The sequence below is a fragment of the Streptomyces sp. DT190 genome, assembly GCF_049846985.1.
In the GTDB taxonomy this organism is placed as follows: domain Bacteria; phylum Actinomycetota; class Actinomycetes; order Streptomycetales; family Streptomycetaceae; genus Streptomyces.
This window is the reverse complement of the sequence record NZ_JBNCNM010000019.1, coordinates 143171-170134: the sequence shown is the minus strand read 5'-3', so window position 1 is coordinate 170134 and position 26964 is coordinate 143171. Positions and strand designations below refer to the sequence as shown.

Sequence of the window (26964 nt, the reverse complement as noted above, 5' to 3'; positions counted from 1 at the left end):
TCTGGCCCGCGGCGGGGGGGGGGGGGGCGGGGGCGGGGGGGGGGGGGCCCCCCCCCCGGCCGCCCCCCCCCCCCCCCCCCCCCCGGGGGGTCAGGCCTGGGGCGTGAGAGGGAACCACTCACTGCCGATACCAGTGACGATCTCCAAGGCGGCCTGGTGCTGCGGAAGACCGGAGTCGCCATGGCTGTGCGGTCGGTGGAGCCGCGTCTCTCGCACGGTGACAGGTGTGTCGTGGACGAGGGTCAGGTCACCGGGCTGCAGGTCCGGGTCGGAAGCGGGCTTAACGAGCTTGGCCAGCTGGATCGTCGTCTGATGGGCAAGGACCCAGTCGATCAGGTCGTCGAAGACGGTGTCGATCTCGCTGCGCTCGTAGTGGTGGCGCTCGTAGTGGTGCTTATCGGCGTCGTAGGCGACAGTGCCGCGCGCCGAGTCCAGCTTCTCGACGAGCTGGTTGATGTCGATGGTGCTGCCGGGCTTGGGGCGGTTCATCGGTACGTACTCCCTGCGGTGCGGGCCGGGGAAGTGCTGGGGTCTTCCCTTGTCGGTGGCCGCAGTGAACCGCTCCGGGTCGGTGAGCAGCGAGGATCCGCGAGTTCGTGCGGATGGCGGTGGCGGAGGCCTGTGTCAGCCGCCGTACCGTCAGGACAGGGAGCGGATGAGCCGCTGGTCCATGGCGTCGCGGCCCGGGCTGTGGGTCCGGCTTGGAATAGGCCGGACCAGCGACAAGCCCCGCCGCGCCGGTACTGGCAGCCGGCGTGCGCAGCAGGCATGGGACGCTGCGGTCATGAGCGGGTCCGGTCGGGCAGGCGAGCGTGGCACCATGCGCAGCGAGTGGCACTCAGAAGTCGGAGGGGCCAGTGTCGGCCGTTGCTGGTGCTTGGGCAGCGGCGGGTGACGCGCAGCACGTCAAGCGCTTCCACCGCAGGCCCGATCAGCCGACAGTTGTGGCTGAGCTCATGGCCTGCCAGCCCGGCGATCCGGCGGGCATGCTCGGCCAGAGTGTCTCGCTCACGCCGGACCAGAGCTAGCTCCTCCGTCATCGCCCGGACTAGATCAGCGGCAGACGTCTGCCCCAGCCTGTCCAGGTGCTCGGCCAAACCGAGTGGATCAAGCGGCGCGGTCACGCCGTCCGTCTCAGGGCCTTTGCGTCCCTGCGGACGTTCGGTCATCACAGGCGGCTGCTGGGGAGCGGCGAACTCCTGCTCCGTGCGGCTCACGAGCCGCACCCCGGCCCGCAGCGGTGACGGCCAATGCCGCGCCACCACCCCCAGTACAGGCGTCCCACCCGCATCCTCAGCGTCCGCGCAAGCCGAGCCGGGCCGTGGATGCCGAGAAGGAATTCCATCGTGACCCCGGCCTCCTCGGCGATACAGGCGAGGTCGGTCGTGCTGGGCGTGAGCGTGCCGTCGCACAAGGCCGGCAGCTCCTCATACTGGAGCGGGCGCCCTTGGGACGCTCGTTCGATGGCGAGAGCCCGAATCCGGTCGAGGGTCGCCTCCTCGCTGCGGGCGACAGACGCGATGCGCTTCATAGGGTGTGGGTGTCTCCTTGACTCATGGCGGGCTGAGAGGTCCGAGAAGACCTGGTGCTGCCCAGGTACGTCACGCGCTGGCGAATCCCGGGTTTATACAGCCGTACTAGATCCACCGGCCCCGCCTCTGCGGGATCACTCGGCGTCGTCAGCCAGCCGCCACAGCGGACAGTCGGTGATCATCGGCGTGGCGGCTCCGACGGCACAGCCCTCGGGGACTTCGGGACAGTTGCAGTACGGATCACCCCAGCAGCCGCGCGCAGCCTCACCCGGCTCGTGGTGCTCGCACGTCTTGCAGGACCGCACCTCGGGGTTGCTCCAGCAGCGGGCGACGTGCGCGGCGGCGGCGGGCTTCTTGGCCCAGGTACGGCGGCAGTGCGGGCACTGGTGGCGTACGACGGTGACCGGGAGGGTCACGGCAGTCGGAAGGCGGGCCGCTTGCAGGGCGGAGCGTTCCTCGTCGGCGGCCTCCACTAGTACACGGACGAGCCAGTCGACGTATGGGGTGGCGGTGAGCAGTTCAGGGAACGGCCTTCGGCCGGTAGGGGAGCCGTCGGTGTGGCCCACGGGGAAGCCTTCCTTCTCGTGTGCGGACTGCTGTTTCACCGGCCTTGGCTGCCGTCGAGGCTGCTGAGGGCGATGGTTTGCGCCTGTACCAGCAGGGCGTGGCAGTCTTCGCCGCTGGAGCCGACTGTGATCGGAGTGTCAACTGCTGTGACCAACTGCCACCCCTCATGGGTGGGCCGGAGGATCAAGCAGGGCTCGCGGCGGGCCCCGAAGCGCAGCTCGGCGCAGGGCGGTATGACCTGGATGTTCATGTCGGGGAGCATGCGGTCCGTGCGGGACGCTGGCCGTACGGCACTGCCGATGGAGTTGAAGGATCTGGCCAGGGCGGCGGTCCCTTCCTGCGTGGTCAGCGAGACGTTCCACGCGATGTTGCAGGTGCGGACGGGACGGCGAGGGTTGGTGGTCGGAGGGTGGTCGGGGCACCACAGCTGAGAAGAAAGGCTCTGGAGCCAGGCGGTCATGACCTCCCGGGCGTACCGCTTGGAAGGGCGGTCGTGACCGCGTATCCACCAGCGAAGAACACCGGCAAAGCCGTCTTCAGCCAGTGCGTCGGCTAGCTGTCGGTGAACGATCCGTTCCTCCAGCAGCTCGACTTCCGCCTCGCGGCGACTCTTACGCTGCTCAGCGACGACTAGCCGGGCGCGAGCCGCTGCCAGCTCGTCCTCCAGCTGCTCCACGGTGTGCGCAGACGGCTGAGACGCTTCGAACTGCGAGACCTCGGCACCGATGCTCTCTACCAAGGCGCCGCGCAGTTCCTGAGGCACATCGGGGTGGACGGCGATGTGGATGCGGACGCCGAGGCCGTTCACCGTCTCGAAGAGCGGTCCCAGGCCATCGGCACCGAGAGCAACGGACCACTGTGAGAGGTCGGGAGCGTTGTTGATCAGGTCGTAGATCGTCTGCTGCGCCCGGCGGAACTGCTCCTGATTGAGCTCCGCCCAGCGAAGGTGCCCCTCCATCTGCTCGCCGACACCCATGAAGTCGGGATCCTGGGTGAGAGCGCCGCGCTGACGGGCAGCCTCGGCGCGGAGATCGTCATCGGTGTATGGGGCGGTGCTCATGGACGCCTTCCTTGAGGAGAGACCGACAGTTGCTGCGGCCGTGATCACTGAAGCCGACCGCGGCCGTAGCGTCGCCTGGCCGCGAATCTCGGTCGGCTGGGTGCGGCCGGCAGCGGGGCAGAAGCAGCGGGTGGGCCCTTGCCGGCGCGGCACTGTGTCAGGGAGGTTGCATGGCCGCCGTGAGCCTGCCGCAGGGAACGGACAGCCGTCCCCGTCCCTGCGTGGGGTCAGGGCCGTGTGACACCTTGCCGCCTCGACGAGGAGACGTGGCCAGTCGACTGCCGCCGCGGTGAACTCGGGATTGCGTGCGGACGGGGACGCTCCAGGACCCCGAACGTGGACTCTGGAAGACCTGGAGCGCCGAGTTGGAGAGGACTACAGCGAGGGCATCTGGATGGTGCCGTAGCGCTGGGCGAGCTTGTCGGTTACCTCGCGGGCGCACCGGATGGCGTCGGCCGCCGCGTCGAGGTCGCCCGGTGCACCGTCGACCAAGGTGGTGAGGTAGTCGCCGGCGGCGTCGTGCAGGTGCGCGGACCAGGGTTCACGGTGCTCGGAGGCGGGGCGGTCGGCGCGCTCGCCGGCATACATCAGGACATGCAGGCCGTCATAGGCGGCATTCTCGTCGTCCGGGGCACCGGGACGTGCGGCCATGATCAGGAACGTCATCCCTCCCTCACTGCCAGGGAACGCGTAGCGGCCGACGGCAGCCAGTGCTGCGCGTAGCAGTTCGCCTTCGGTGGGCACACTCTGGTGGGACAGTTCATTCATCGTTGTTTCCGCTCCGCGGGTGGTGAGCGCCGGTGGAGCCTTGGTGCACCGGCGGGACGGCCGCAGTGAACAGGAAGGGCGCGGAAAGGGCGACGATCGGCGAATCCGCCCGCGAGCTGGTCTTGTTACGCGCAGGATCGGCGTCAACCACTTGAGGCGGCACCCAGACGTTCCACCAGGAGTCCAGGGAAGAGCGCCGCCAAGGCGATGGTGATTCCCCTTGGCCCGCCGCTGCGGGCGGGTTAGGCGATGCCGTTCTTGGAGACCGTGTAGCGGAAGCCGCAGGCCGAGATGATGACGAACTCGACCCCGCGCGGCGAGGTGTACGGAACCCAGGTTGCCTGCTCGTCCCTCAACAGCCCGAGGGCGTACCTGAAGACGACGTCCTGGGCCCAAGGCGGCATCTCCTCGAGCGGCTTGCCCTCCTCCGCGGTTCCAGAGGGCTCATGCCCGGCCTGGCGCTTGGTCGTGGAGAGGGCGGGTCCGGCTGTGGGAGCTGCGGCTCCGGTGGTCAGGGGGATCATTCGGCGGCTTCCTGCTTCTGCGGGTCAGTAATGGGGGAGAGGAGGGCGCGCATCTCGCGCACGTACCGGACGCGGTGCTCGTTCCACCGGTGCCGTGCCGCGACGTTCTTGAGCGTGTTGTTGTCCCAGCCGATAAGAACGGCCCACAGATAGGCATCGTGCCGGTCGGCGGACCAGTCACGGGTGTCGCCGGCGCCCACGCGCATCATGTTGCAGACGGCGTTGACGGCCCGTGCGATCCCACCGAGGGTATTTCGGTGCCAGTCCCAGGCCTTGTACATGGCCTGCGCTGCCTCGCGGGTCTCGGCTCGGTCGTGCTCGGCGTCCTCCAGGGCCTCGTAAAGCTCCGCCAGGCTGGCCTCCGTGCGCTCGTCCAGTGACAGCCGACCGGGTGTTTCAGCGAGCGTCACAGGCACAGTAAGCTCCCCGGCTGCGAGCAGGAGGTGTTCCTCCCACAGTGGCCGAAGAAGACCACCGTAGGTCTGGGAGCGGGACATCCAGCCGCAGGCACAGGCCACCATCCAGCGGCCGTTGGGCACATCGACGGTGCGGGGCACATGCTGGGTGACGATACCGACGTGATCAGGGCAGACGGAGCCGGTCGAGGGGCCACGGGTGACCTGGCGCCAGCCCGCACCGGACCAGCATGGACGGGCGGGCTCCCGCCCGTCCATGCGGGCCGCCATGTCGAACTCCCGAAGACATCCCGGGTACAGGCACTGGCGGAGGGAGGGCTGGTTGCGAAACGCCGTGGCCTCGGCGATGAGATCGGCCAGCTGCTCCTCGGTGAGCGTGGCCAGGGTCGGCTGGTCGGTCACGGGCTGCTCCTTTCAAGGCGGGCGAGGTAACGGAGAGCAGCTAACCGCGGGCTGGTGGTGCGGGCAGTGGTGCGGCGAGTTTGCGTGCTGCCACCACCGCCCTCAGCACGGCCAGGCTCAACCGCTGGAAACGTGTCAGCAGCCGGCGACATGCGGTTTTCAGCGCAGCCGTCCCCGGCGGGACTGCCTCATGGGACGTTGCGGGTTCGATGAGCCTGCCGCAGGGATCGGACAGCAGAGCAGGCGGCAGCAGGTCCATGCCTCCACGGCCGGTCCGCTCGAAGCTGTCACTGGATCGACCAGCGCCCGGCTGGTGAGGAGGCCCCCGCCTTCACCTGCGTCAGCGGGGGAAGGGAAGTCGGCCGAGGCCCGGCCCCCGCAGGCGGGCCGTGACGGTGCGCTGCTGCGGGCCGGGGCCCAGCGGCGTTCTACCCAACCGCTGAGCCCCGACGTCGCCTGGTTGTCCTGCTACGCGTGCGGCGGCATGTCCGGGTCGTCGCCCTGCTCGATGCCGAGGGCCTGGGCGACCGCCTTGAACACCTCGGGGTCAAAGGACGGCCGAGGGAAGCCGTCCTGCCAGTCGAGACCGGCGGTCGGCCAGTCAGGATCGACGATGACCGGACGGTAGGAGCCGGAGAGCACTTCGCTGGCGAGTAGACCGGGCGGGAGCGGGAGCCGTTCGTCTGCTTCAGGGAGCAGCCCGGCGAGCTCGGCCGCCCCCGTACGGGTCTTGTCCGCGCCGCCGCGCCGGAAGTACTTCTCGCCCAGGTGCTGGCGTACCACGGCTTCAAGCTCCTCGTGCTGGGAACCGGCAACGTACGGGGCAGTCAGGGCGCGAGCCTGCTGCGGGGTCATGCCGGTGGCCGCGACGAGCGACTTCACCGCGGCGTCGGACAGGCCGTCGGCGAGCTGGTCCAGGCGCTCGGTCGCTGAGGCGCCGGGCTCCAGACCGAGGAGCTCCATAGCCCGGTGTCGTTGAACTCCGGCGGCAACGGCGACGCGCTTCACGTAGCCCTCAAGGCGCTCACCGGGCCGGGGCAGGGGAACACCAGCGATCCGGGAGGGGAGGCCGGGGCGTGGGCCGGAGCGGGCGGCGACGGCGGCGCGGGCCTGGGCCAGGGTGATGCCGGGGTGGGCCCGCTTGTACGCGCGTACGGCACGGTCCTGCTCACGGCGGCGGGGATTGGTCATGACGTCTCGTCCTTGTCCGGCCTGCTGCCCCACACGCGCCGGCCGTCCACGAGGAGAGCATGACGAATTGGCTCGCGCGAGTCTCAGACGTCTGTGGTCCCCGTCGACGGTGTGGGCGTCGAGGTCGGTGTGGACCGGGCGCGGCGCGGTTGCCCTTCCAGCGTCCTCATCATAGGCGCGGTGACGGTACCGGGGGAGCCTCCCTGACGTCACTGCCGGGGCCAGGCGGCACCAGTGTGCCAACGGTTGGCCAGACACGGGTGCAGAGGTCAGTCCGCGCGCTGTGGAGCCCACCCGTGATAGGTCCACGTCCCCCTGGCGAAGCTGTACACGACGGCACTGCCTTCAGGGTCATCAGGAGCCTCGTCGGTGCACGGCAGGACCTCTATGCCGAGGTCCTGCGCGGCCGCGATCCGGTGACAGCCATCGTTGATCTCTCCGTCATGAATCCAGATAGGTACACGAAGGCCGTGTGTCCTGATGTCCTCGACCAGCGCGGGGTACCAGGCGTCCTTGCGCTTGTCAGGGAGTACGGCAGACACGCGGAAGTCGGGCATCTCTGGGTCGTCAGGCATGTAGTAATCGCCTGCGATGGCGTCACAGGCATACGTCTCCAGCAGCTCGGCGAGCGTACGGGTGTAGGGCATCGAGCCGGGTTCCTTCGAAGGGCAGGTTGAAGTACGACTGGTTGCCTTGAGTCGGCCTCGGCGACCAGCGGGTGAATGGGCGGCAGCAGCTCAACCCGGCAGCTTGTCGGAGAGCACCATGCGGCCGTCTCGGGCGGGGTGGTCCTTCACGGTGAAGTGCTGCTCCAGGTAGTCCCGCATGGCGTTCAGCTTTTCCTTACGCAGCGAACCGTCCGAACGCCACATCGAGTGGCACTCCACGTAGTTCACGATCACGCCGTGCGTGGGCGAGGTGCGGACTTGGGCGCCCTCGGACCAGCGCTGCCCGGAGCGCCGCCCGGTGGAGGTCCGGCTCAGACGGAACTCCTTGCCGAGACGGTAGCGAACAGCGGAGTAAGTGGCCTTGGCCATGGTCTCGGTTCCTCGTTGCTCTCGGTGGGCGTTCAGCTCGGCGTGCATGGGGCGGGTTGCCGGGACGTATCTGACCGCAGCCGGGCGGTGCGGACCCCTGTCCGGCGAATTCCGCAGGTCCACTGACATTCACAGGGAGGAGCAGCGGCACCTCGCCGTCTTGCAGGATCGGCATGAGGCCCCCGAAAGAGGTGCTGACTTGCAGGCCCTGGCGCGTCCCTCGGCCCAGAAAGCTGTCGCCGCCAACCGGCTGGCCCTGGTGGTGACCGCCCTGCCTCTGCCCCGGACACCTCCTGAGCACGCTCCCCGTCCTGTCCGGCCATGGGACCGAGGCTGCACACGCCGTGGGCGAGAGTCCATCAGCGATACTCAGCCTCGGTCTCCGGACCGGTTTCAGCCTCACCCGGATGCCGCCGGTGCCTGCCGGGCATCCTTCAGCGTGGTGCTCAACACCGCACCAAGCTCCTCCTGGAGCATCCTGATCTGCTCGTCGTTGTGGCTGCACCGGTCCTTGGCCGTCGTCTCCGGTTTGGCTGGCTTCAGTTCCGGGACCGTCTTGGCCCCGGGGTACTGCTCGCGGAGGTAGGCGAGCAGGAGCGGCAGCCAGCCACCGCGGTTCCGTTTGATCCCGAAGAGGTGACCGACGGTCTCCCCGAACACGGCGGCGGAGACGACGGGGGCCACGATATCCGCGAACTGCTGACAGATACTCGTCCGTGAACCTTCGGCGAGCGCTGCGTAGTCCCTGGGGAGGGTGACCAGCGCTGCCACCTGCTCAAGGGTGAACCGGCCGCCCTTGTGCCCGACGTCGACCGACCGGATCCGCGAGGTGACACCCGGGATCACGCGGCCCATGGCGAACGCGTTACCCCCGCTGGTCTTGCGCGCGCCCCGGGTGATCACCTCCAGATCAGCGGGAAGTCCCGTCGCCTGGTCGGCGGTGATCGTGATCTCAGGTGCTACCGGTCCGGAGTTGTACCGCCCGAATGTCGCCATCATGAATGCCCGGCGGCGCGTCGACGGCGACCCGTACGCGGCGGCGTCGATCTCTTCCCACGTCACCGACACCGCCGCGCCGAGTTCACTCTCCCCGGCGCAGTACAGCTCTTCCGTGATCGCGTCGCGGATCTCTTGGGGCAGCTGGTTGGACTGTTCGAAGAGGATCGTGTGCAGCGGCGCTCCACCGTGCTTGAGGGCGAGTGCCCAGATCATCGGTTCGAGCATGAGCCCGGCCGTCTGGGCGCCGGGCATGTCGGCGACGAGTGAACGGATCTCGTCCCAGGTGGCACCTGAGCGCGGGCCGAAGTGGTCGTAGGCCTCCGGCCCGCACTCGCACTCTTCGTCGGTGACGCACGTGCAGCCCGGCCCGTCGACGATGTAGTTCCCGACGGCTGCCCCGGCCTGCTCGATGGCGTCGGCCAGAGCGGCAACGTTCTCGGGCAGTCGTCCGGCGCGCTTCCCGGCATTGGTGAAGTCGATGCACGGCGAGGACCCGATCAGGATCTGGGTGTGCCGGAACACGAAGTGCTCGGGGTCGATGCTGCGCACGTCCGCGCAAATGGCGTGGCATCCGGCCCGCGTCGCTGTGGACGTGGCGTCGCGGCTTGCGTCTATGCACAGCATGTCGACCTTGGCCCCGAGGATGCGACGGATCCCGACGCACCAGCCCCCGCAACCACCGAACAGATTCACAGCTCTGGGCGCGTCGCCCTCGGCGGGGGCGAACAGCCATCGCACCGGGCCCGGCCCGGCGAGCCTCACCAGGTCGGCGGTGTCCTCCTCGGACGGGTGCGCGGCAACGAAGTCGGCGTACGTCCAGCCGTCCAAGTCGTCGTACATGATCGGCGTACGGCCCGCCGCGCTGAAGGTGTCCGGCACCCGCACCGGGCCCGGCTCCTGAGCCTGCGGTGCGCCGCCGCTGCCGCCTGCCGCCGGGCTCTGTGGCCTGGCAGTGGTCGGGATGGCAGCGGCGTCGGGCTGCGGGGGCTGGGCCTGGGTGGGGTACACCCGGCCGTCAGCGCTGCGGTGAAGGGTTCCGGCCTCGAGCAGCGGCAGCACCCGGGAGGGGTTGACCTTGCGGCCGGCGTGGCGGAAGCCGTCACCGTTCTGCCACAGCAGGCCCGCTCCGGCCCACTCGATCACCTCGGCCTCCGTGCCCGGCTTGGCGGTCTGCACGAACTCGCGCGAAGCCCACTGCTCCGCCGGTTCCTCCGGCCCTTGTTCGGCCTGATCAAGCAGTGCGAGCGTCGTCGTGCCTGCCTTGATGGCGGCGGCCAGGTCGAGCTGGTACACCCCGTACCGGTCATTGACCGTCGTGCACAGCGCGTGCCAGGTCTGGGCCGTGGCATCCGTGAGGTTCGCGGCGGCCGCCGACAGGACATCGGCGGCCGCCGGCGTGATCGGCTTCTCCACGCCGTTGACGTTGTAGGTACGCGTCACCCGCCGGTCGCCCCGGCCCGTGCCCCCATCAAGACGCGCCGAGGTGGCCCCCGGACGGAGACGGGTGACCACGTGGCCGATGTACGCGGCCGACAGCGTCGTGGCCGCCTGCGCGTCCAAACCGTCAGCGTTCAGTGCTTCCAGCACGGCCAGCTCATCAACCGTGGGGGTGGCGGCCCGCTCGGCCGCGGCCTTCTCCTCCGCGGCCCGCAGCGCGGCGGCCCGCTCGTTGGCGGCCTGCTCCGCCTCCGCTGAGGCCTGGGCCTTCTCCTGCTCCCCGGGCCAGGTTTCCCCGGCGGACAGCCACCGGTAGCGGGAGCTCTTCACCGCGGCGTGCCGGGTGTCCTTCTCCGGCTCCGTGACCGCGTTGATGCGCATCGCGTTCGACCACAGACGAAGCGCGCGGACTCCCTCGTCGGTGAGACCGAACGCGCGGGCCCCGGGGGCGATGGCGAGCACCTTCACGAACCCGGCTGCCCACAGGCGCGGAACCAGGGTCTTCCTGATCCTCTTGGAGACGTCGGCGCGGTCGGGGCTGATGTCGTAGGCGCTGAATCCGTCGGCAGTCTCGCGCACCTTGCCGTCACGTATCCACCCCAGCGTGCGCCACTGGTTGCGGGAGAAGTTCAGTGCTTGGGCAGCGTCGATGTCCTCCGGCGTCATCACGTCGGCGTCTTCCCGGGCGTGCACGTCCAGGTGGGCGCGGGCGGCGTCGGCGGCATCCTGCTCGGTGTCGTAGACGTAGGCAGCGGCGATGTCGGCGACCGCGTCACCGAACTTGTTCAGCCCCATGGAGACGGGGCCATGCCGGTCGCACTCGGCCACCCACTGGGAGCCGATCAGGTCGAGAGCGACCGCCCGCGCGGGGGCGGGGGTGCGGTACGCCTCCCCGACCTTGGGCAGATCGCCGCACTCGGCCGCCCGGCCCTGGCCGGTCTCCTTGGGCGTAGCGACGGCGGCACCGGGCGGCGTCCATTCGGGAAACGTCTCGCCGCGCTCCGTGGCGTCGGCGTGGGCGCGGACGATGTCCCGGACGCTGGCCGCGTACGGCGCGTCGTTGATCACCGAGCAGACGTCGATGCGCGTGCCGTCCGGCGCGATGACCAGCCAGGGCCAGTCCTCGCCACCCTCCTTCGACACCACGTAGACCGCTCCGCGGACCACCGCTTCCCAGATACTCGGGCTGACCCGCGTCACCGTGACGCGCCGCCTACCCGTGCCCATGACGATCTCCTGCGGGCCGTGCTGCGACATGACGAGACCGTCCTCGCGGCGGTCATCCTTCGCCGCCTGCCGCTCCTCGGCCTCCTGCTCGCTCCGCGCCCATGCGGCCGCCTGCTCCTGCTTGGCCTGCGCATCCCGCTCCGCCTGCTCCGCCGCAAGACGCTCCCGCGTGGCCTCCATCTCCTTGGCCCACTGCTCGACCTGCCGCATCTGCGCGGCGCGGCGGCGCTCCTCCTCCTGTCCGTACGGCAGGGGAGTAAGACGCCGGGCCTGGTCCCTGGCCGACTGCTTGCTCGTCCGGCCGGTGTGGTGAACACGCACCCGCGCCCAGTAGGCGGCCCGGTGGTCTGCGTGCAGAAGGTCGGGGGCGGCGGTGCACCAACGGTGCGCGATAACGCCGTCGGGGGTGACCGTGACAGGGCCGCGGCGGCCGGCGCGGGGGACCGCGATGTAGCCGCCGGACGCCAGCAGCTCGACTAGGGCGGCCCGTACCCGGCGGCCCTGACCCTCACGGCGGCGGACGATCCCGGACGTGTCCGCGTGCAGGTCTCCCGCGTACGCGGCGGCCAGAACGTCGGCCAGCCCTGTGCACCAGCCCATACGCGGCAGTTCGGTTCGGGCGTTGCTCTCATCGAGCCACTGGTCCGCGCCGCTGTTCTCCATCTCTGAGTCAGCGGGTGCGGCGAGCGTGGTGCCAGCCGTTCGGCTGGCGTCGTCGGCCCGCTCCGGGGCGTTGGTGTCGTCCGGACCGTACGCGGCGTCAGTCGTCGAGGCCTCCGTCGTGGAAGCCACCGCTGTGTGAGGGGGCGTGCCCCCGAGGCCTTCCTCGGCGGTCTGGCCGGAGGCGGTCTCGCCGGGGCGCTCCTCATCCTGGGTAGTGGACGTGGCGTTGAGCCGGGCGGAGAAGGCGGTCCGGCTCGCCCGGACCGCGGCGACCAGGGCGGCCCGGTCGCCGCGCGCCTCAGCGGCCAGCGCGGCGGCCTCGTCCTGCGCCTTCTTACCGCCGCCCCGCTTGCGCACAGCCGCGCGGGCTTCCCGCTTCGCACGCTCGTCACCGTCAGCGGCGCCCTGAGCTATGAGCGCATCGGCCAACGCCTTGGACGGCCACGGCGCCCGCTCGCCGTTTTCCAGAGCCTGAGTGAGCATCTGCCCGCACAGCTCCGCCGCACGATCACCCCACTGCTGCCAGTGCAGTGCGCACGTCTTGGGATCGCCCTTGGCCAAGGCGCGGGCGAGGTCGATCACATCCCGCCCGGCGGACCGGTCGCCGCCGTGAGCGTCGTCCAGGATCCGGCGGGAGAGGCAGCGGGCGCAGGCGACGAACCGGCCGAGCTCGCAGTCCTGGTCGTCGACGACCGCCACCCAGTAGCGGGCGCCGGAGCGCTTCGCGCTGCACTTGCCGACGTAAGGCGCGGACATCGCACAGTACGCGTCGACGTCGGCTTCCTTGTCGTCGTCGGCACATACGGAGACGACGCGGAGACGGGAGTTCGCCACACTCTCCAGGGCGGAGTTCCACACCTTCCACTCGGCCACGTAGCGCCGGTGGTCAGTCCCCTTGCGTGACCAGTCCTCACCCGTGCAGCCTTCACGGCCGTCTGCGGCGGTCAGGTGCTCGAACCCCCAGCGGCACTCGGCAACCAGGCCCACGGCGCCGAAGCGGCGGATCAGGAACACACCGGGCTCAAGCTCCACACGGTCCGGCATGCACCCGAGCGCCGGAGCCTGCGCCGTGTGCTGCCCGTACTTCGCCCACAGGGCGGCGAACCGAGCACGGGTGTTGGAGTCCTCACGGATCCGGGCGAGCACCTTGGCAAGGGGGCGGTCCTCGATGTTGGCGGCCCACCAGTACGACCCGTCAGCGTCGTGTCCGGCCTCCCACTGGCCCTCCTCCGGGCGGCAGTAGGTGATGGGCCGGATCCGGAACGCGTGCCCAGCCGCCGTCGTCAGTACCCAACCAGCGGCAGGCTTCGGCCCGTCCAAGAACGACACGGCCGCGATCGACTCGCCTTCCTGCAGCGCGGCCGCGAGCTGGCCGGCGGCGATGTTCCCGGCTGCAGCCTCACCCCGTCCGGCATCGCCATGGACGACGGACTTGCGCTGGCTGTCGACGGAGCTGGGGACGCTGTTCACGGGATTCCTTCGCGGGCCGGGAGAGGCCACGCGGATGCGCAGCCGGGGCCACTGAAGCGGCGTGCGCCAGCGACGTCGCCTTCTCGCGAATTCCGGTCACGGCGCGCCCACCAGCCGGTTCTCGACCGCGTGCTGACAGGCAACGAGGGCGTCCTCGACGACGGACAGCAGCCGGTCCGGGCCGAGGGGAGCGACCCAGACCGGTTGGTGACCGCGCACGACCGCGGTCCAACTGGACAGCGAGGCTGCTACATCGTGAGCGGGAGGGCCTGTCCCGCGCCCTGAGGCGTCCGTGCGCCCCGCGGGGGCAAAGGCCCCCGCCGGGCGCACGATGGCAAGCAACGAGCAGTCCGAGACCGTCATGCTCACCTGGGGCAGCGCACCGCACCCGTCGCAGCCCCTACCGGAGCACGTCCTCGCGCCGGACCTTCTCCGCCTGCGCGGCATCCGCGAAGGCGCACCCGTACAAAGCCAGCGTCTCTTCACGCCCGGACTCGGCACGGGCGGCGGCTTCCTCCATGCGCGCGCACTCGGCCACGAAGTCAGACAGGGCACCCGCTGCGTGGTAGGTCTCGGCCGACGCCTCGTAGTGGCCGGCGTCCCGCTTCGCACGGCTCACGTCGTCGTACGCCTCTTCACAGGACCGGACGGCCGACCACACGCCTTCAGCGAGCGCATCGCCTTCCTGGACCCGGTCTCCGCAGGCCCGCGCCCGCTCCACGTCACCGGCGGCGAGTACCCCCGCTGCGTGCACACGCATGCGGGCCTTCGTCAGCCGCTCCACCGCCGCCTCCCACGCGGCCGCCGTTCGGCCGGACGCCGCGCGCTCGGCCCGGGCCTGGTCACGCCCGGCCAGCCCGGCACGGCTGGCTTCCGCACGCGCCTCCGCCCGCTCGCCGGCGTAGTGCGCATCCCAGTACAGGGCCTTCTCGAAGTCCCGAACGCCGTTGTACGCGGCCTGGGCGGTCTCGAGCGCCGCCCACTCGGCGACGGCGTGCTCAGCGAGCCGGGTCGGCTCCCCGTAGCTGTTGTACGGGTACTTGGCCCAGTCGACCAAGTGCTTGCGGTCGTTTCCAGTACCGAATCCCCGAGGGTTCTGGCGGACGGCGGCCGCCGCCTTTCGCAGGTTCTCAGCGCCGCGTCCCTCGATACGGTCAGCCACTGCCAGCGTGAACGCCACGGCAGCGGCGTCGACCCGCTCACCGGCGATCAGCGCAGCGGAGGTGTACCGCGAGGGGTAATACACCGACCGGCTGGAGCGCTTGGACTTTACCCAGGCGTCGTACTGCGCCACGAACGACAGCGAGGGATCACCATGCCCGGCGTGCGTGACACCGTCGTAGTCGGTGTGGCCGTCGAACCACGCACACCAGGCACGCGAGGAGTCCTCGAACATCACAATCAGCCCGGCGTACCCGCGCGCCGACGGTTCGCGGCCTGCGTCGACCAGCTGCTTGCGCCACTGAGCTTCCTGGGCGATCAGCCGCTCCTGTGCCTCCTCAATGATCGGAGCGGCGAGCGCCTCCCGCTCAGCGCGCGCCGCAGCGTCCGCGATCGCCTCCCCGGCTTCCTTGACGTGCTGCCCGGCCAGCACGATCGCACGACGCCACGACGCACACCCCCGCGCATCCTCGCCGTTCGTCTCGGCCAGCCACGCCCGCGCCGCCTTCACAGCGTCGGTGGCCGACCGCTCGGCCGTCTTGGCCTCCGCGTAGGCGGTGGAGCCCAGCTCCACCGCCCGCGCGCCCGTCGGCGTGGAGCCGTCGAGGGCGTTGAACGCGTCCCGAGCGTCACTCAGGGCAGCACTCACCCTCGCCACGGCGTCGTCCATCTGCCGGACCCACTCCGCGGCGTCGCGCCCCCACACCGTCCGGCCAGTGGCCTCCTGCTCACGCGAGACGACGCGCACAGCCTTGACGGCCTCGCGCACGGCCTTGAACCCTCCGGTCGAAGCGGATGCCACGAACTTGCCCGTCGCCTCGTTCCATGCGCACACGTGCTCGGTTTCCTCCACCCCGGCGCGCACCATCACGAGCCCGGAGAGCACCGCGGCGCGCACCCACAGGCGGCCGGTCCAGCGGCGCTCCACGCGCACGTCCCAGCCCAGCTGTTCAGCTTCACGCACCAGGGAGCCCGCGTTCTTGGGCATGCCTGCCAGCGCGGCGGCCGCCGCGTCGGCCCCGAGGGCAGCGGCACATCCGCCGCAGCGCCCAGAGCGGACCTCCTTGCGCTGGCACGCCGGGCACGACTCGGCTGCGGTCTCCTCGCCGGCAGGACCGCGAGCATCATCGTGTCCGCCGCTCGCAGCGGCGGGAGAGGACTGCGGGTGGGAAGCTGCGGTACGCGAGTCGGCGTTCATCGGGTGCCTTCCTGAGAGAGGACTGCCGGCGGCTGCGCGGCTCGGCCACTGAAGAGGCAGAGCACCGTCACCGTCGCGATCTCGCGAATCCCGCGCACCGACTGGGCCGGGGCCCCAGCCTGCCGACCTGTCGGTCCGGCGGCGGGCGCTCGCCAGCCGGGGTGCGGCAACGTCAGCGGCGGCGACCTGGCGCGCGGTTCTCGTAGATCAGGTCCAGGTCCCAGGGCCCGCGGTGCTCGTACACCGTCATGTGCTGGCAGGCCGGACACCGGAACGCCACGTAGCGGCCCGGGGGTTCACTGCCGCGCCCGGATGCCATCAGTCCGGGCCCCGGATCCTCACAGTTCTCGCACGCTGTTGAGTAGTGCGACAGGACGAGCTGTGGCTGCCAGTCGCACCAGACGAGTGGCCGGCCCCGGTGTTCACGTGGCAGCGCGGGAATGCGCCGCTCGACGGGCTCGATCGGTTCGGTGCCGGGCAGCTCCTCGAGGACAGCCTGCTGCGGGGCCGGGTCGCCCCGCCACACACGCAGACACGTCCGGCATGTCTTCGGTCCATTCCAGGGACCGTCGTACGCGCGGACTGCGGGGGCCTGTTCCGGGTCGGTGCAGCACAACAGAGGGACAGTGAACACCGGCAGTGGGGGCGGCGCGGCGCCGGGGGCCAGGAGGTGCAGGACACCGGCGGGGGTGCGGACTACGACGGCCGCAGGGCCCCCGGTGCTCGCGGCCGAGGGTGCGGGGGCGCGGCGGTTCCTGGCTGTGGCGGTGCGGGGCTGTTCCACGGGCGCTCCGGAGGCGAAGGATGGGGAGGGGCTGGCGGAAAGCCAGTCACCAGCCGTTGCCGGTGTGGCGTTCGAGGATGGCTGCCAGGTCGCGGTGCCAGCGGTGGTACATGGCCATACGGTGCTCATGGACGAGCCGGGCCATCTCTGACGCGTCCTGGCCGAGGACGAACGGCGCCTTGGTGTTGAGCAGCTGCCGCATGGCGGGCTCGGGGGAGCGCGGCACATTCAGACGCTGGTCCGCCTCGGACAGCGCCGACGCGCCCGTCCAGGAGTGGGCGCGGGCCCACAACTGGTGCAGAGCCTGCGCCCGTACGAAGGTCTCCAGCTGCATGCCGGGAACGGGGTCTTCGGCTTCAGCGGCGTTGACCAGGCGGGTGATGGCCTGGTGGTGGGCCTTGCGGGCCACTCGCGTCTCCTCCCGGACGGAGGCGACGATCAGATCGTTCGTTGTCGGCTCGGGCATCGGATGTCTCTCTTCTGCGGGGTCGTGCTCGGGGAGCTGCTGGTCCTGGCTCCATGCCTGGATGCGCAGCGGGATGGTGATCGTGACGAGGGCCGATCGGACAGCCTGGAGGGGCCGGGCGAGAGCGCCTCGCTCATGCGGCTCGTCGGGTCAGAGCCCGCTCACGGCTGTGACTGCTCGACGGCCTGAACCGACCACGTCAGCAGGTACGCCCGGAACACGATGCCCTCGTACCTGCTGCGGTCCTCTTCCGTCGCCCATCGGGCGCGCTGGATGGCCTCGGCCGCATCGGGAAACGCCGACAGCCGGTGGTGGCCCCCGTTGCGGTGCGCGTCGAAGTCGATGCTGCTCCATCTGCTGTTCCAGGAGGGGGTGCTGGAGACGAAGGCGTAGTCGGGACCGCCAGGTGCGGGGGTGCCGACGTCCGCCGGCGCACTGGTACGCGTGATCCGGTACAGCGTGGGCCCGGGCCAGGGCCCCGGCCCGGCCGCTTCGGCGTCTTCGCGGCTGCGGTGGGCGTGGGGGCCGAACATCCGGGTGATGTCGCTGTCGGAGGATTCGGCCAGGAAGACCAGGCCCCACGCCATCGAGGGGCTGTCGGACCAGACGAACCTGGTTCGGCTCTCCTGCGCGCTCATGGGCGGCTGTCCTTTGCTGCTGGCGGGGTCGTGGGTGAGGGGCGTGGTGCACGGCTGGCGGCCTGCTGGGTGGGGCTCGTCGGGTGGGTTCAGGCGTCGGGGATGAGGGTGAAGTAGAGGCTGCCTCGGCTGGTGGTGATCTGGGTGGCGGGCCGGTGGCGGGGGAGGCCGGAGCGGGGGTGCTTGTTGGGGGCGTGGAAGTCGATGCTGCGGACGGTGGCGGGGTGGCCGTTGTGGAGGATGACGTCGCCCTCCTTGAGGTGGGGGTCGGTGGGCTTCTTGGCGAGCTGGGCCAGTTCCTCGTCGCTCAGGTGGGTGCGGACGTAGTTGATGAGGTCCTCGAAGGGGAGGTAGCGGCCTTCGCCGTCGATGGCCACGCATTCGGCTTCGAGCGCGGCGATGAGCGCGAGGGGGTTGAGGGGAGTGCCGTTGCTGGGCATCGGGTCGGGCTCCTTGGCGTAGGGCAGGTGCTGGGCCCTGCCGGGACGGCCTTCAGTGAACGGGGCGCCACCACCGGCGGCGACGTCTGGCGAATCCCGGGTGCCGGCGGCCGCGCGGTTGCCCTGATGGTGCTGTCCGGTCCTGTCCGTACGGTGCGGGCACCACTGAGAGAGAGGACAGCGCCCGTGCCTGCGACCAGCCCACGAATCCATAACGGCAAGAAGCCTGGAGTCCTCCTCTACGGGTGGCTGTCCGGCTCCCGGCCCTCTTGGGGGCCCGGACGTGACGATTCGGAACGACACGTGACGACCCGTGACGAGTCGTCACGGCCCGGCGGGCACGGTGCGGGTGGGGCAGGCGGGCTAAAAAGGAGGGCGGAGCGCTTCTTGCCGTTATGGGTTTCTTGGCTGGTCGTAGACACGGGAGAGGCGGTTCGGTGAGGCACGAGCGCACCGTACGCGGGGGAGCGGACACCCCCTCTGGCCACCCCGGGCGCAGTCCCCTTGCGACAGGCCTGTCCGCGGCCGCGCCTACCGTCGCGGCCCACGCGCCGAGAGGAACCCGATGACCGAGACCGACCTGCCCGCTCCCGCACGCACCACCCCGGTACGCGACGACCACGCCTGGCCCTTCCCCCTCAGCACCGGCGGCCGCTCCCACGTACGCCTGCGCGTCTGGCCCACCCGCGACCGCCCCGGCCCCCTCGTTATCGCCACCGACCTGATGCTCGGCGCCGGACTCATCAACAACGCCGAGAGCCTGTGCCGCGCAGCCCACGCCGAATTCGGCCCGCACACAACCGTCGTACGCCACTTCCCCGCCTGGTCCATGCTCGCCATCAACGGAGAGGACGTCTTCGACCAGCTCACCCTCGACGAACAGGACCGCGCCCGGGCCCGCCGGTGCACCGAACAAGTCCTGGACCTTCTCGGCGCCGGCGTCCTCGGCTACCCCGGCGACACCCCGCCCACCCACGCCGGCGCAGGCGCGGCCGCCGTCCCGCCGCAGAGCGCCCACATCGCCCGCGCCCTCGCCGCCCTGCTGCGCCTCGACGAGACCCGGGTGATCGAACGACGCCCCGACGGCTACCCCACCCTCACCGGCCCCGTCGCCGAGAAGGACCTCGCACCGCTCAGCCACCTCAAGCTCGGCACCGAGGCCCTCCGGCGCCTCGCCGGCTTCCTCGCAGAGGCGGACACCAACCCCCACCAGAGCGCCGCCGGCGCCAAGCGGGAACGCCGGCTCGGCAAGATCATCCACACTCTGCAGGAGCAGACGTGGCAGCTCGGCCTCCTCGCCGACGAACTGGCAGCCGAAGAACAGACCTGAACCACCCACCGCCCGGACGCCCTCACCGCGGCCGGGCCCGGCCGCCCCGGTGGAGCCTCCCCGCAGCAGGGACGGACAGCTCCACCGGGGCGGGCGGCACAGATCCGGCATCCGCTCACACAGGGACGCCGCGGTACGCAAGACTCCCACCGTGCCCCCCTCACCCAAGAAGCCGACGAACCGCATGGAGCCGCTGGGCCAGGTCGCCCGGGAACTGTGGATCCTCAGCGGCAACGAATGCGCCTTCGACCCCTGCACCGAGCGGCTCATCTGCGAAGACGGCGCATTCATCGGCGAAGTGGCCCACATCCACGGCGTCGAGCCGAGCAGCCCCCGGCACGATCCCGCACTGGACCGGCAGGCCCTCCGGGCCGCCAGCAACCTGATGCTCCTGTGCCCCAAGCACCACACCCGGATCGACCACGTGAACAGCCGCAGCAAGTACCCCGCCCCCATGCTGCGCAGGATGAAGAAGAAGCACGAAGACCGGTTCCGCGCAGCGGCCGCGTACATCGAGGCCCAGTTCACCGATCACACGAAAGCCGCGACCGTCCACTACGCCACCACCCTCGACGCACTCCACGCCGCCATCGGAGTCGACAAGCTCACGCCTGACGAGAAGCACGACGACGTCGCGATGGTCAACACCATCGCGGACAAGCTCGCCGAGCTGACCCTGCCGGCCCGCAGCCTCCTCTCCTTCCTCGTCCAGGCCGACGCTGTACTCGGCATCGCCGAGGTGTCCCGGCGCACCCGCCGGTCACAGAGCGAGATCAGCAGCACGATGGAGGAACTGGACCGCCTCGGGTACGCCTACCTCGAACGCGAACCCGACGAGGACGAACCCCGAGGCGCTCTCAAGCTCTACGCCCACGACTCGTTCGACGGATGGCCGTTCTGGGATGACCTGCGGACCTTCCTCGACGAACACCCGGAGCACATCGCGCGGGTCATCGTCGACCTCGAGTTCAACCTGCTGGACTGACAACGCAGCGGCCTGGGCACAGTCAGCCTCTCGGTCCGTCTGGTGTGGGGGTTGGCGGTGGGCGAGTTCGGTGACAATCGCGCGGATGCTGGGGCGGTCGCGGACCTCGCGGAAGCGCTGAGCGGCTGGCGGGTGCGGGGGGCGGCTGGCCGACGCCGAAGCTCTCGAACAGGGGGGCTGTACGCCTCCCTCGACCGGCGCGCCGACACGGACCTGTCCGCTTGCGTGGAGAGGACCATCACCGAGAACACGAAAGCGACGCACACATGATCATCTGGGTTAACGGTCCCTTCGGCGGCGGCAAGACCACCACCGCCCGCCTGCTCCACCAGCAGCTCCCCACCAGCCTGATCACCGACCCCGAGGAGATCGGCTTCGTCCTGCGGAAGAGCATCGGCGACCACCCCAGCCGACAGAAGGACTTCCAGGACTACCCGGCCTGGCGCACCCTGGTCGCCGGCCTCTGCGCCGAGCTCGACCGCCAGACCCGGGGCGGGCCGGTCATCGCGCCGATGACGCTGCTGCGCCGCGAGTACGCCGAGGAGATCTTCGACGCCCTCGCAAAGGCCGGTGTCGAGGTGCACCACCTCCTTCTGCACGCCGACTCCGACGTCATCAAGAGGCGCATCGAAGGCAGCATGGAGTTCCCCGGCGATGAGGAGCGCAGCGAGAAGGTCCGCGCCTTCCGGCGTCGGAAGCTCGAGGTCTACGAGCAGGCGTACGGCTCCTGGCTGAGTGAGCGGGCCGACGTGATCGACACGACCGCGCTCACTCCGGACCAGGTCGTCGCGGAGGCCCTTACCCTCCTGAACCTGTCGTGAATAGCGCCGCGATAGCGATGATGGCCGGGCCGGCTGGTACTCCCCCGGACGCACCGCGTGCCTGGAGGAGTCCGTCGCCGCCGTACTGCTGCTCGCCTCTCGGCGCCTCGGCGTGCGCTGGTGCCACGGAATCGCGTCCGACCCGATCCGGCTCCGGAAGGTCGGTGCGATCCGGCAGGCCGGGTACTGGCTCGGCCAGGTGTGCGACGAGATGGTGATGGATGCTCTGGCCACGGACTTCATCGGGCCGTCAGCCGTCGCTCCCTCGCACCCCGCGTCTGGTTGATCCACTCGCGCATTTCGTCGTACGGGCAACCGGGTCAAGCGGACAACGTCCGCGCCCCGACATCGGGGCCTGGCTGAAGAGGCTCGGCATGCCCTAGCTCTCCCTTCGATGTCAGTGACGGCTGCGATCGTGGGCCCCATGGTCACGGCAGAGGTTGCGAGGTCCGATTCGGTGTCCTGGCTGGCGGTCCAGCTCGCCAAGCCGGTAGCGGAGGTGCTGGCCGTGCGCGCCGCCGATGTCCGGGCGTTGTTGCCTTCCCGACCGGACAGCGCCTCCGGCCGGTACATGTGGTGGCGCTGTCTCAGCATGGAGCAGGCCCGCCAGGCGATGATCCTCGGTCGGCTGGAGGCGCTCAGTCTGCACCTGCGGGGGATCCCCGCCCTGGGATATGCCGCCGACGACCTCCTTCCGCTGGAGGCTGTCGAGGAGGCCGAGGGGTTCGTGGACGAACCCCTGGCTGAGGCGCTGGCGCACTATCGAGCGTGCAGGGTGCGGGCGCGCAGCACGCCCGCGCCGCTGGAAGATCAGGTGTCCTGCACGGTGAGCAGCACGGGCCGTCGTCCGTAGGAGGCGCTGAGGGCATCGATCACCTGACGGCCTGCCCCGGTCAGGTCCTCCTCAGTCGCGTGCCAGAAGCCTGAGAACGCCTCGTGCGTCGGAGCCTCGGGATCTGCGTCGGGGTCCCGAAGGGCCCAGGTCGCCCCGGTGGTCCCGAGCAGCAGATGTCCGATCAGGCAGTCGGAGCGCGAGGAGACGTCGATGTCGTCGTCGTCCAAGTCGGGGAACGCCTGGCGCCATGCCGGGGCCGGGCCAACCGGTTCCTCGGTGAGCACGGCATGGACGTCCAGACCTGCGGCGCACACGATCATGGGCTCCTCGGTGCGCTCGGGCCATAGCGCGTACACGCTGGTGCCGCAGCCCCCGTAGCTGTCGAGGTGCGTTGGCCAGCGAATGAGTGTGCCGGTCATGGCGGTGGCGTCCATACGGCGCCAGAGGCTGCCCACGGTGCTCTCCGTTCGTAGATGGGCGGGATGGGCGGCCTTACGCGGGGGTGGGAGGCTGCCCCGGGTAGACAGGGGCGGATGGACGTTCGGCGCCGTACCGGACTGTGAGGTCGGGCCGCTGCACCGCGCCGGGCTCGAACAGGGCGTACTCGCTGTAGCCGCAGATCATGTACGAGGTGTTCGTCCTGTCGGCGAACTGGGCTATCACCTCCCCGTCGCGGCAGGTCAGGTGCCAGGCGAACGTCCAGGTGACCGCGTCGACCGGCTTTCCGTCGCGCATGACATCGAGCGGCTCCACGTCCACCGTCGCCACTTCTCCGACTTCGTACTCCTGGCCGAGCCACGGCCGGAATACCGTCTGGATGAGCAGCCCAGGCTTGAGCTGGCTGGCCGTTACGTACGGCAGCCCGGTGGCGTCACAGGCGGCGCAGGTTCCATCGGTGGGGTGGCGGTGCGTCATCGACTTCTCCGAGGGGGCGGGATCGCGGTTGTGGGGGTGTCGGCTGGATGCTTGCGCAGGCCGAGCAGATGGTCATCAGTCCGCGAACTACAGCGCCGGCAGCGGGAGACGGCCGCGTCCCGAGGCCCCGAGGTGCCGGCCCTGACTGGTTGATGGGTGGGCAAGGGCGTGCCGGCGGCGGACAGCGGTGCGTGACGTCTGCCGCCGGCACGCAGAAGACCGCCCGTCCTTTGGTCCGCACCGCCCCGAGGGCACGGGCCGTCAACACCACGGCTCCTCTTTCGAGGGACCTTTGCCTACTTCCCGGCAGTCGCTCCTCGTTGTGCCGGTAGCGTCGGGTGGACGGCAGAGTGCCTGCCGGTCTCCCGCTGATGCGACACCCCACGCGGTCCCAGCGACGAGGCGAAGGAGCCTCGCGGTGTCCGCGGGGTGAGTCCCGGACCCGGCACGCACCATCTCTTGTGAGACCGACCGTGGACTTTGACGGCCGGGCGTGGGCGGCCTCGAAGGACGCAGCATGGCACGGAACCGGACAGTGCAGCGCAGGGCCCGCCAGCTCCAGCGGCGGGCGGGCGGCGGGTTCAACGCCGCCCGCGACCAGGTGGTCGCGCTGCCACCGTTGCGGGCGCGTCTCACGCACGAGGAATGGCTGGCCGCCGGGCGGGCCCGGTTCGGCACGGACGACATCAGCCAGTGGTCTGCCCTGTGCCCTCGGTGCGGGCACGTCACGTCCGTCGCACGGTTCGCCGAGGTCTCCGGGAGCACAGAGCTGACGCAGGCGTTCACCGAATGCCTCGGCCGGCACCTTCCCGGCGCCGGAGCCCACACATTCCCGTGCGACTGGGCCGCTTGGGGCCACATCCCCCTGTACGGCTACACCGTCGTCGTCGACGGGAGGGAGTTCCGGGTGTTCGCCTTTCCGGCCCCGGACGAGGACGTGGCGAGGAACAAGGCGCGCCAGGAGGAACGGGCCGCGGCTTGGCAGGCTCGTGTCGACGCCCAGGCGGAGGCCGAGGCAGAGGCGGAGGAGGACCAGGAGGGGGACGAAGACCAGACCGATGTGTGCGAGTCATGCGACCGGCCGGTGGGCCGGCGTCACCGACAGGACTGCATCTGGCGGGTCGAGGAGCTGCTGGGTGAGTGGACGGCCGTCGAGGAAGTGCACACCTGGGCGGACGGTCAGGCGCTCCTCGACGTCGCGACGGACCTCGAGCCGGCCATCGGCGCCTACATCGAACTCGTCGGACAGCTGTTGACTGGCCGCGGCATCCCTGTGACGGAGCAGGCCGCGGTCCGGGTGGAGGACGGCTTCGACCTGTCGGCCGACGGCGACGTGACACTGCGCGGGCGGAACCAGCTGGGTGGTCTGCAGTGGTTCTCCTGGGATGCCGAACACGGATGGTCCTTCACCTCCATCGATCCGGCCCAGCGGCCCAGCCCGGTCTTCTACGCCGGAGGCCCGATCACGCCGGTGGCCAGCGTGGCCGCCGAGCGGATCGCGGCGGTCGTCGAAGGCCGGGAGTCGTGGACAGGGCAGCGCATCCGTCAGCGCGCGGTGGTCGAGCCCAGCGCGTGGCACGGTGTGGCGCGCGAGCTGAAGGCTGCCGTCGATGGCTGTGGCCGAGTAGCAGGTCAGGGCGCCGAGCTGGTGAACTGACGGCCGTCGACGCGCGCCGCTACGGGTTCACCGTGTTGTGCACGGCACGGTGAACCCGATGACCGAGCCCGTGCCTGTTCCCGTCCCGCTCATGCGCCCTTCCGCGGTGTCGTCCGTGCCTGCGGGGCCCGGTTGGTCCCATGCCATGAAGCTGGACGGGTGGCGGGCAGCCGTTCACCGCCGCGGCGGTCAGGTCCTGGTCCACTCCCGGTCCGGCCGGGACATCACGAGGGAGCTGCCCGAACTGCGGACTGTGCTGATGGACTTGCCCGACTGTGTCCTTGACGGTGAGATCGTGGCGGCCTACGCGGACGGACGGATGGACTTCGGTGCCCTCGCACGCACGCCGGCGTGGCGGGCCTCCCATGGGGTCGGGGTCGTTTTCACCGCGTTCGACATCCTGGCCTTCTCCGATTCGCCTGGCCGGCCTGCGTTCGACGTTCGCTCCCGGCCGCTGCGGGAGCGGCTGCTGCTCCTTGAACGAGCCCTGGCGGGGCGCGGTGTGCGATGGGTGCCGGGGCTCGACAGCGCGGCCGAGGCGGTACAGCAGGCGCGGGATCTGGCACATCTTGGAGTGGAGGGTGTGGTCTCCCGCCGGCTTGACTCGCCCTACAGCACGCGGGCCTCCCGGGCATGGGTGAAGTGGCGCACCGACGGTGATCCGGTCGACGCGAAGGTGATCGCGGTGATCGGGCCGGTGCACCGTCCTTGGGCGTTGCGAGTGCTGGTCAACGGCAGGGAAGCGGAGACTTCACCGCGGTTGGACTCTGTGCGCGCTGCGGAAGTCGCCCGGCAGCTCACAGGTCACGTGGGCGCTCGCCGGCAGCGCGAAGACGGCTCCGAGGAGCACCTGGTCGTTGGGGTGGTTCTTGCCGAGGTGCGTCCGCCTGTCGGCAGGCACGGCAGCCTGCACTTCGTGCGGCTCCGCACGGACATCTGAGGACTTCCGCAGACGCCACGGCGTCACCTCACGCAGTTGATGGCCGGACCGGCCAACTGCGTGAGCGCCGCGGTGTCCGCTTCGCACGGCAGACTGCCTCACGTAGCCACACACCGCCCCCGGCGCGAGCTCGCGCCGGGGGCGGCCGTACGGACATCGCATGTGGTCGACCGCTCGCACGCTCGTGTCGACGCCGGTCGTCAAGGAAGGACGATCATGAACGACGCGGCTCCCGCTGCGCGCGGCGACGCCCTCCTGCAGCAGGCCATTGCCTCGCTGCGCCAGGGCAACCCTCTCGTCGACCCGGCCTTGTACGAGCCCCTCACCGAGCTGCTTGAGGACGCTGCCCAGGGCGACGACGAAGGTGTCATCAGCCCCTACGCCGAAGCCGTCGCCGCAGCACTGCTCGGCAGCCCGCTGACGCCTGCCCGGCCGGCGGCCGCGCCTGGGCACGAGTCGGCGGCCGCTTCCGACAGCCACACCCCTACAACGACCAGGAGCACCCTCTCGTGACCGCCCTGCCCCGCCTCACCGCCGACGCCCGTGCCCAGGCACTGCAGAAGGCCATCGCTGCCCGCAAGGAACGCAGTGAACTGCTGATCAGCCTCAAGGCAGGCCAGATCTCCCTTCACGAAGTCCTCGACCGTACGGACACGGTCGCAGGCAAGATCCGCGTACGCCCCCTGCTCGAAGCGCTGCCGGGCATCGGCAAAATCCGTGCCGGCCAGCTCCTGGACCACATCGGTATATCCGAACGCCGCCGAGTCCGAGGGCTCGGTCCCCGTCAGAAGGCCAAGCTCCTCGATCTCTTCCCGCCCCAGAAGAAGTGAGCCGCCGTGGTGCCCGGTGCCCGTCCCGCTGGGCACCGGGGCCTGGTCGTCCTCTGACCTCGCGTCCCGGCTGTCCCTCCGGGCTGTCGGACTCAGGCACCGAGCGATCGGAACCTGGCTAGGCCCGAGCCCTTTGTCGTGCTGTGCGGCGCTCGTTCCGGGCGGCTTCCACCGCCGCACGCCGCCGTTGGCGAGCCTCCTCCGTGGAGCGGCACTCATCCGCGATCTGCCGCCCCATAGCTGCTGCCGACCATGCGCCCGGGCGGTCGCCGCTGCCCAGCTCTACTCCGGCAGGGGGTGTGGGTACCCGGGTGAGCTCCGGCTCGTTGCCCGGACCGCCGTACAGAGCGACGTATCCAAGGCCGACAGCCCAGAGTCGGAGGGCTTCGACCTCGCGTACCACTGCTTGCCCCAGATCTCCGTCGGGGGTGTCGGCCCAGAGAGCTACCTCGTGCCAGCCGTCGGCCGGGGGCGGAGTGAACTGCTGTACCGCGCTGGCGACGGACTCGGTGGTCTCCAGCCACAGCCGGGTGCCGGCTTCGTCCCGGCAGGCCACTCCCAGCAATGGCCACGTCCGGACGTCGTGCTCGACGGCTTGTCCGTCGGAGGTGTACGGCGTGAGGCGCATACCTCGGAACCGCAGACCGTTCACTGTCACCTCGGCATGTGGG

General features: G+C 70.4%; 26 protein-coding genes and 1 pseudogene. 9 read left to right on the top strand and 18 right to left on the bottom strand.

Annotated elements, in window-relative coordinates; all coding sequences use genetic code 11:
• Positions 1-90: 90 nt before the first annotated feature.
• The 16 genes from ACPXCS_RS28935 to ACPXCS_RS28860 all read right to left on the bottom strand — a co-directional run bounded on the left by ACPXCS_RS28935 (position 91) and on the right by ACPXCS_RS28860 (position 17980).
• Complete coding sequence (locus ACPXCS_RS28935; RefSeq protein ID WP_413093285.1) at positions 91-489, bottom strand: hypothetical protein; 399 nt, start codon at positions 487-489, stop codon at positions 91-93.
• Positions 490-1213: 724 nt separating this feature from the next.
• Positions 1214-1531 (bottom strand): hypothetical protein, encoded by a 318-nt coding sequence (locus tag ACPXCS_RS28930; protein ID WP_413093284.1) that lies wholly within the window; start codon positions 1529-1531, stop codon positions 1214-1216.
• A 135-nt stretch (positions 1532-1666) separates the two neighbouring features.
• Complete coding sequence (locus tag ACPXCS_RS28925) at positions 1667-2098, bottom strand: hypothetical protein (RefSeq protein WP_425823562.1); 432 nt, start codon at positions 2096-2098, stop codon at positions 1667-1669.
• Between the two features lie 35 nt (positions 2099-2133).
• Positions 2134-3159, bottom strand: coding sequence for a hypothetical protein (locus ACPXCS_RS28920; RefSeq protein ID WP_413093282.1), 1026 nt, complete (start codon positions 3157-3159; stop codon positions 2134-2136).
• Positions 3160-3534: 375 nt separating this feature from the next.
• The gene (locus tag ACPXCS_RS28915) at positions 3535-3927 is read right to left on the bottom strand and encodes a hypothetical protein (protein ID WP_413093281.1); all 393 of its coding nucleotides are present in this window, start codon (positions 3925-3927) and stop codon (positions 3535-3537) included.
• A gap of 242 nt (positions 3928-4169) precedes the next feature.
• A complete protein-coding gene (locus ACPXCS_RS28910) occupies positions 4170-4451 on the bottom strand; it encodes a hypothetical protein (protein WP_425823564.1) in 282 nt (93 codons plus the stop codon).
• The gene (locus ACPXCS_RS28905; RefSeq protein ID WP_425823566.1) at positions 4448-5269 is read right to left on the bottom strand and encodes a hypothetical protein; all 822 of its coding nucleotides are present in this window, start codon (positions 5267-5269) and stop codon (positions 4448-4450) included. The genes ACPXCS_RS28910 and ACPXCS_RS28905 overlap by 4 nt, the downstream gene beginning before the upstream one ends.
• Positions 5270-5737: 468 nt before the next feature.
• Positions 5738-6460 (bottom strand): hypothetical protein, encoded by a 723-nt coding sequence (locus ACPXCS_RS28900; RefSeq protein WP_413093278.1) that lies wholly within the window; start codon positions 6458-6460, stop codon positions 5738-5740.
• 269 nt (positions 6461-6729) lie between these two features.
• A complete protein-coding gene (locus ACPXCS_RS28895; RefSeq protein ID WP_413093277.1) occupies positions 6730-7107 on the bottom strand; it encodes a ParB N-terminal domain-containing protein in 378 nt (125 codons plus the stop codon).
• A 90-nt stretch (positions 7108-7197) separates the two neighbouring features.
• Positions 7198-7497, bottom strand: coding sequence for a hypothetical protein (locus ACPXCS_RS28890; protein WP_413093276.1), 300 nt, complete (start codon positions 7495-7497; stop codon positions 7198-7200).
• A 399-nt stretch (positions 7498-7896) separates the two neighbouring features.
• Entirely contained in the window at positions 7897-13293 is a 5397-nt protein-coding gene (locus tag ACPXCS_RS28885; protein WP_425823568.1) for a hypothetical protein, read from the bottom strand.
• 96 nt (positions 13294-13389) lie between these two features.
• Positions 13390-13512: a hypothetical protein gene (locus tag ACPXCS_RS28880; protein WP_413093274.1), complete on the bottom strand. Its 123-nt coding sequence runs from the start codon at positions 13510-13512 to the stop codon at positions 13390-13392.
• A gap of 181 nt (positions 13513-13693) precedes the next feature.
• A complete protein-coding gene (locus ACPXCS_RS28875) occupies positions 13694-15442 on the bottom strand; it encodes a hypothetical protein (RefSeq protein ID WP_425823570.1) in 1749 nt (582 codons plus the stop codon).
• 1040 nt (positions 15443-16482) lie between these two features.
• Positions 16483-16902 (bottom strand): hypothetical protein, encoded by a 420-nt coding sequence (locus ACPXCS_RS28870; RefSeq protein ID WP_413093271.1) that lies wholly within the window; start codon positions 16900-16902, stop codon positions 16483-16485.
• Positions 16903-17063: 161 nt separating this feature from the next.
• Complete coding sequence (locus ACPXCS_RS28865) at positions 17064-17540, bottom strand: hypothetical protein (RefSeq protein WP_413093270.1); 477 nt, start codon at positions 17538-17540, stop codon at positions 17064-17066.
• A gap of 89 nt (positions 17541-17629) precedes the next feature.
• Positions 17630-17980: a hypothetical protein gene (locus ACPXCS_RS28860; protein ID WP_425823574.1), complete on the bottom strand. Its 351-nt coding sequence runs from the start codon at positions 17978-17980 to the stop codon at positions 17630-17632.
• Positions 17981-18545: 565 nt separating this feature from the next.
• Here ACPXCS_RS28860 and ACPXCS_RS28855 point away from each other — a divergent pair.
• From ACPXCS_RS28855 to ACPXCS_RS28835, 5 genes and pseudogenes are all read left to right on the top strand, one after another.
• A complete protein-coding gene (locus tag ACPXCS_RS28855) occupies positions 18546-19310 on the top strand; it encodes a hypothetical protein (RefSeq protein ID WP_425823576.1) in 765 nt (254 codons plus the stop codon).
• Positions 19311-19461: 151 nt separating this feature from the next.
• Entirely contained in the window at positions 19462-20295 is an 834-nt protein-coding gene (locus tag ACPXCS_RS28850; protein ID WP_425823577.1) for a hypothetical protein, read from the top strand.
• A gap of 266 nt (positions 20296-20561) precedes the next feature.
• Entirely contained in the window at positions 20562-21116 is a 555-nt protein-coding gene (locus ACPXCS_RS28845; RefSeq protein WP_425823579.1) for an AAA family ATPase, read from the top strand.
• A 37-nt stretch (positions 21117-21153) separates the two neighbouring features.
• Positions 21154-21402 (top strand): annotated as a pseudogene (locus ACPXCS_RS28840) (lasso peptide biosynthesis B2 protein); the annotation flags it as partial.
• A 138-nt stretch (positions 21403-21540) separates the two neighbouring features.
• Positions 21541-21969, top strand: a complete 429-nt coding sequence (locus ACPXCS_RS28835) for a hypothetical protein (RefSeq protein WP_425823581.1) — start codon at positions 21541-21543, stop codon at positions 21967-21969.
• On the opposite strand, the gene ACPXCS_RS28830 is transcribed toward ACPXCS_RS28835, so the two are convergent.
• Both ACPXCS_RS28830 and ACPXCS_RS28825 read right to left on the bottom strand, forming a co-directional pair.
• Positions 21927-22385, bottom strand: coding sequence for a hypothetical protein (locus ACPXCS_RS28830; RefSeq protein ID WP_425823583.1), 459 nt, complete (start codon positions 22383-22385; stop codon positions 21927-21929). The two genes, ACPXCS_RS28835 and ACPXCS_RS28830, sit on opposite strands and share 43 nt — an antisense overlap.
• A 58-nt stretch (positions 22386-22443) precedes the next feature.
• Positions 22444-22866: a hypothetical protein gene (locus ACPXCS_RS28825; RefSeq protein WP_425823585.1), complete on the bottom strand. Its 423-nt coding sequence runs from the start codon at positions 22864-22866 to the stop codon at positions 22444-22446.
• A 517-nt stretch (positions 22867-23383) separates the two neighbouring features.
• Between ACPXCS_RS28825 and ACPXCS_RS28820 the strand changes: the two genes are divergently transcribed.
• The 4 genes from ACPXCS_RS28820 to mihF all read left to right on the top strand — a co-directional run bounded on the left by ACPXCS_RS28820 (position 23384) and on the right by mihF (position 26293).
• On the top strand, positions 23384-24523 hold the full coding sequence (locus ACPXCS_RS28820; protein ID WP_425823587.1) for a VVA0879 family protein: 1140 nt from the start codon (positions 23384-23386) through the stop codon (positions 24521-24523).
• A gap of 58 nt (positions 24524-24581) precedes the next feature.
• A complete protein-coding gene (locus ACPXCS_RS28815) occupies positions 24582-25463 on the top strand; it encodes a hypothetical protein (protein WP_425823589.1) in 882 nt (293 codons plus the stop codon).
• A gap of 216 nt (positions 25464-25679) precedes the next feature.
• Positions 25680-25976 (top strand): hypothetical protein, encoded by a 297-nt coding sequence (locus ACPXCS_RS28810; protein ID WP_376620733.1) that lies wholly within the window; start codon positions 25680-25682, stop codon positions 25974-25976.
• The gene (gene mihF, locus ACPXCS_RS28805; RefSeq protein WP_425823590.1) at positions 25973-26293 is read left to right on the top strand and encodes an integration host factor, actinobacterial type; all 321 of its coding nucleotides are present in this window, start codon (positions 25973-25975) and stop codon (positions 26291-26293) included. The genes ACPXCS_RS28810 and mihF overlap by 4 nt, the downstream gene beginning before the upstream one ends.
• Positions 26294-26964: the final 671 nt, after the last annotated feature.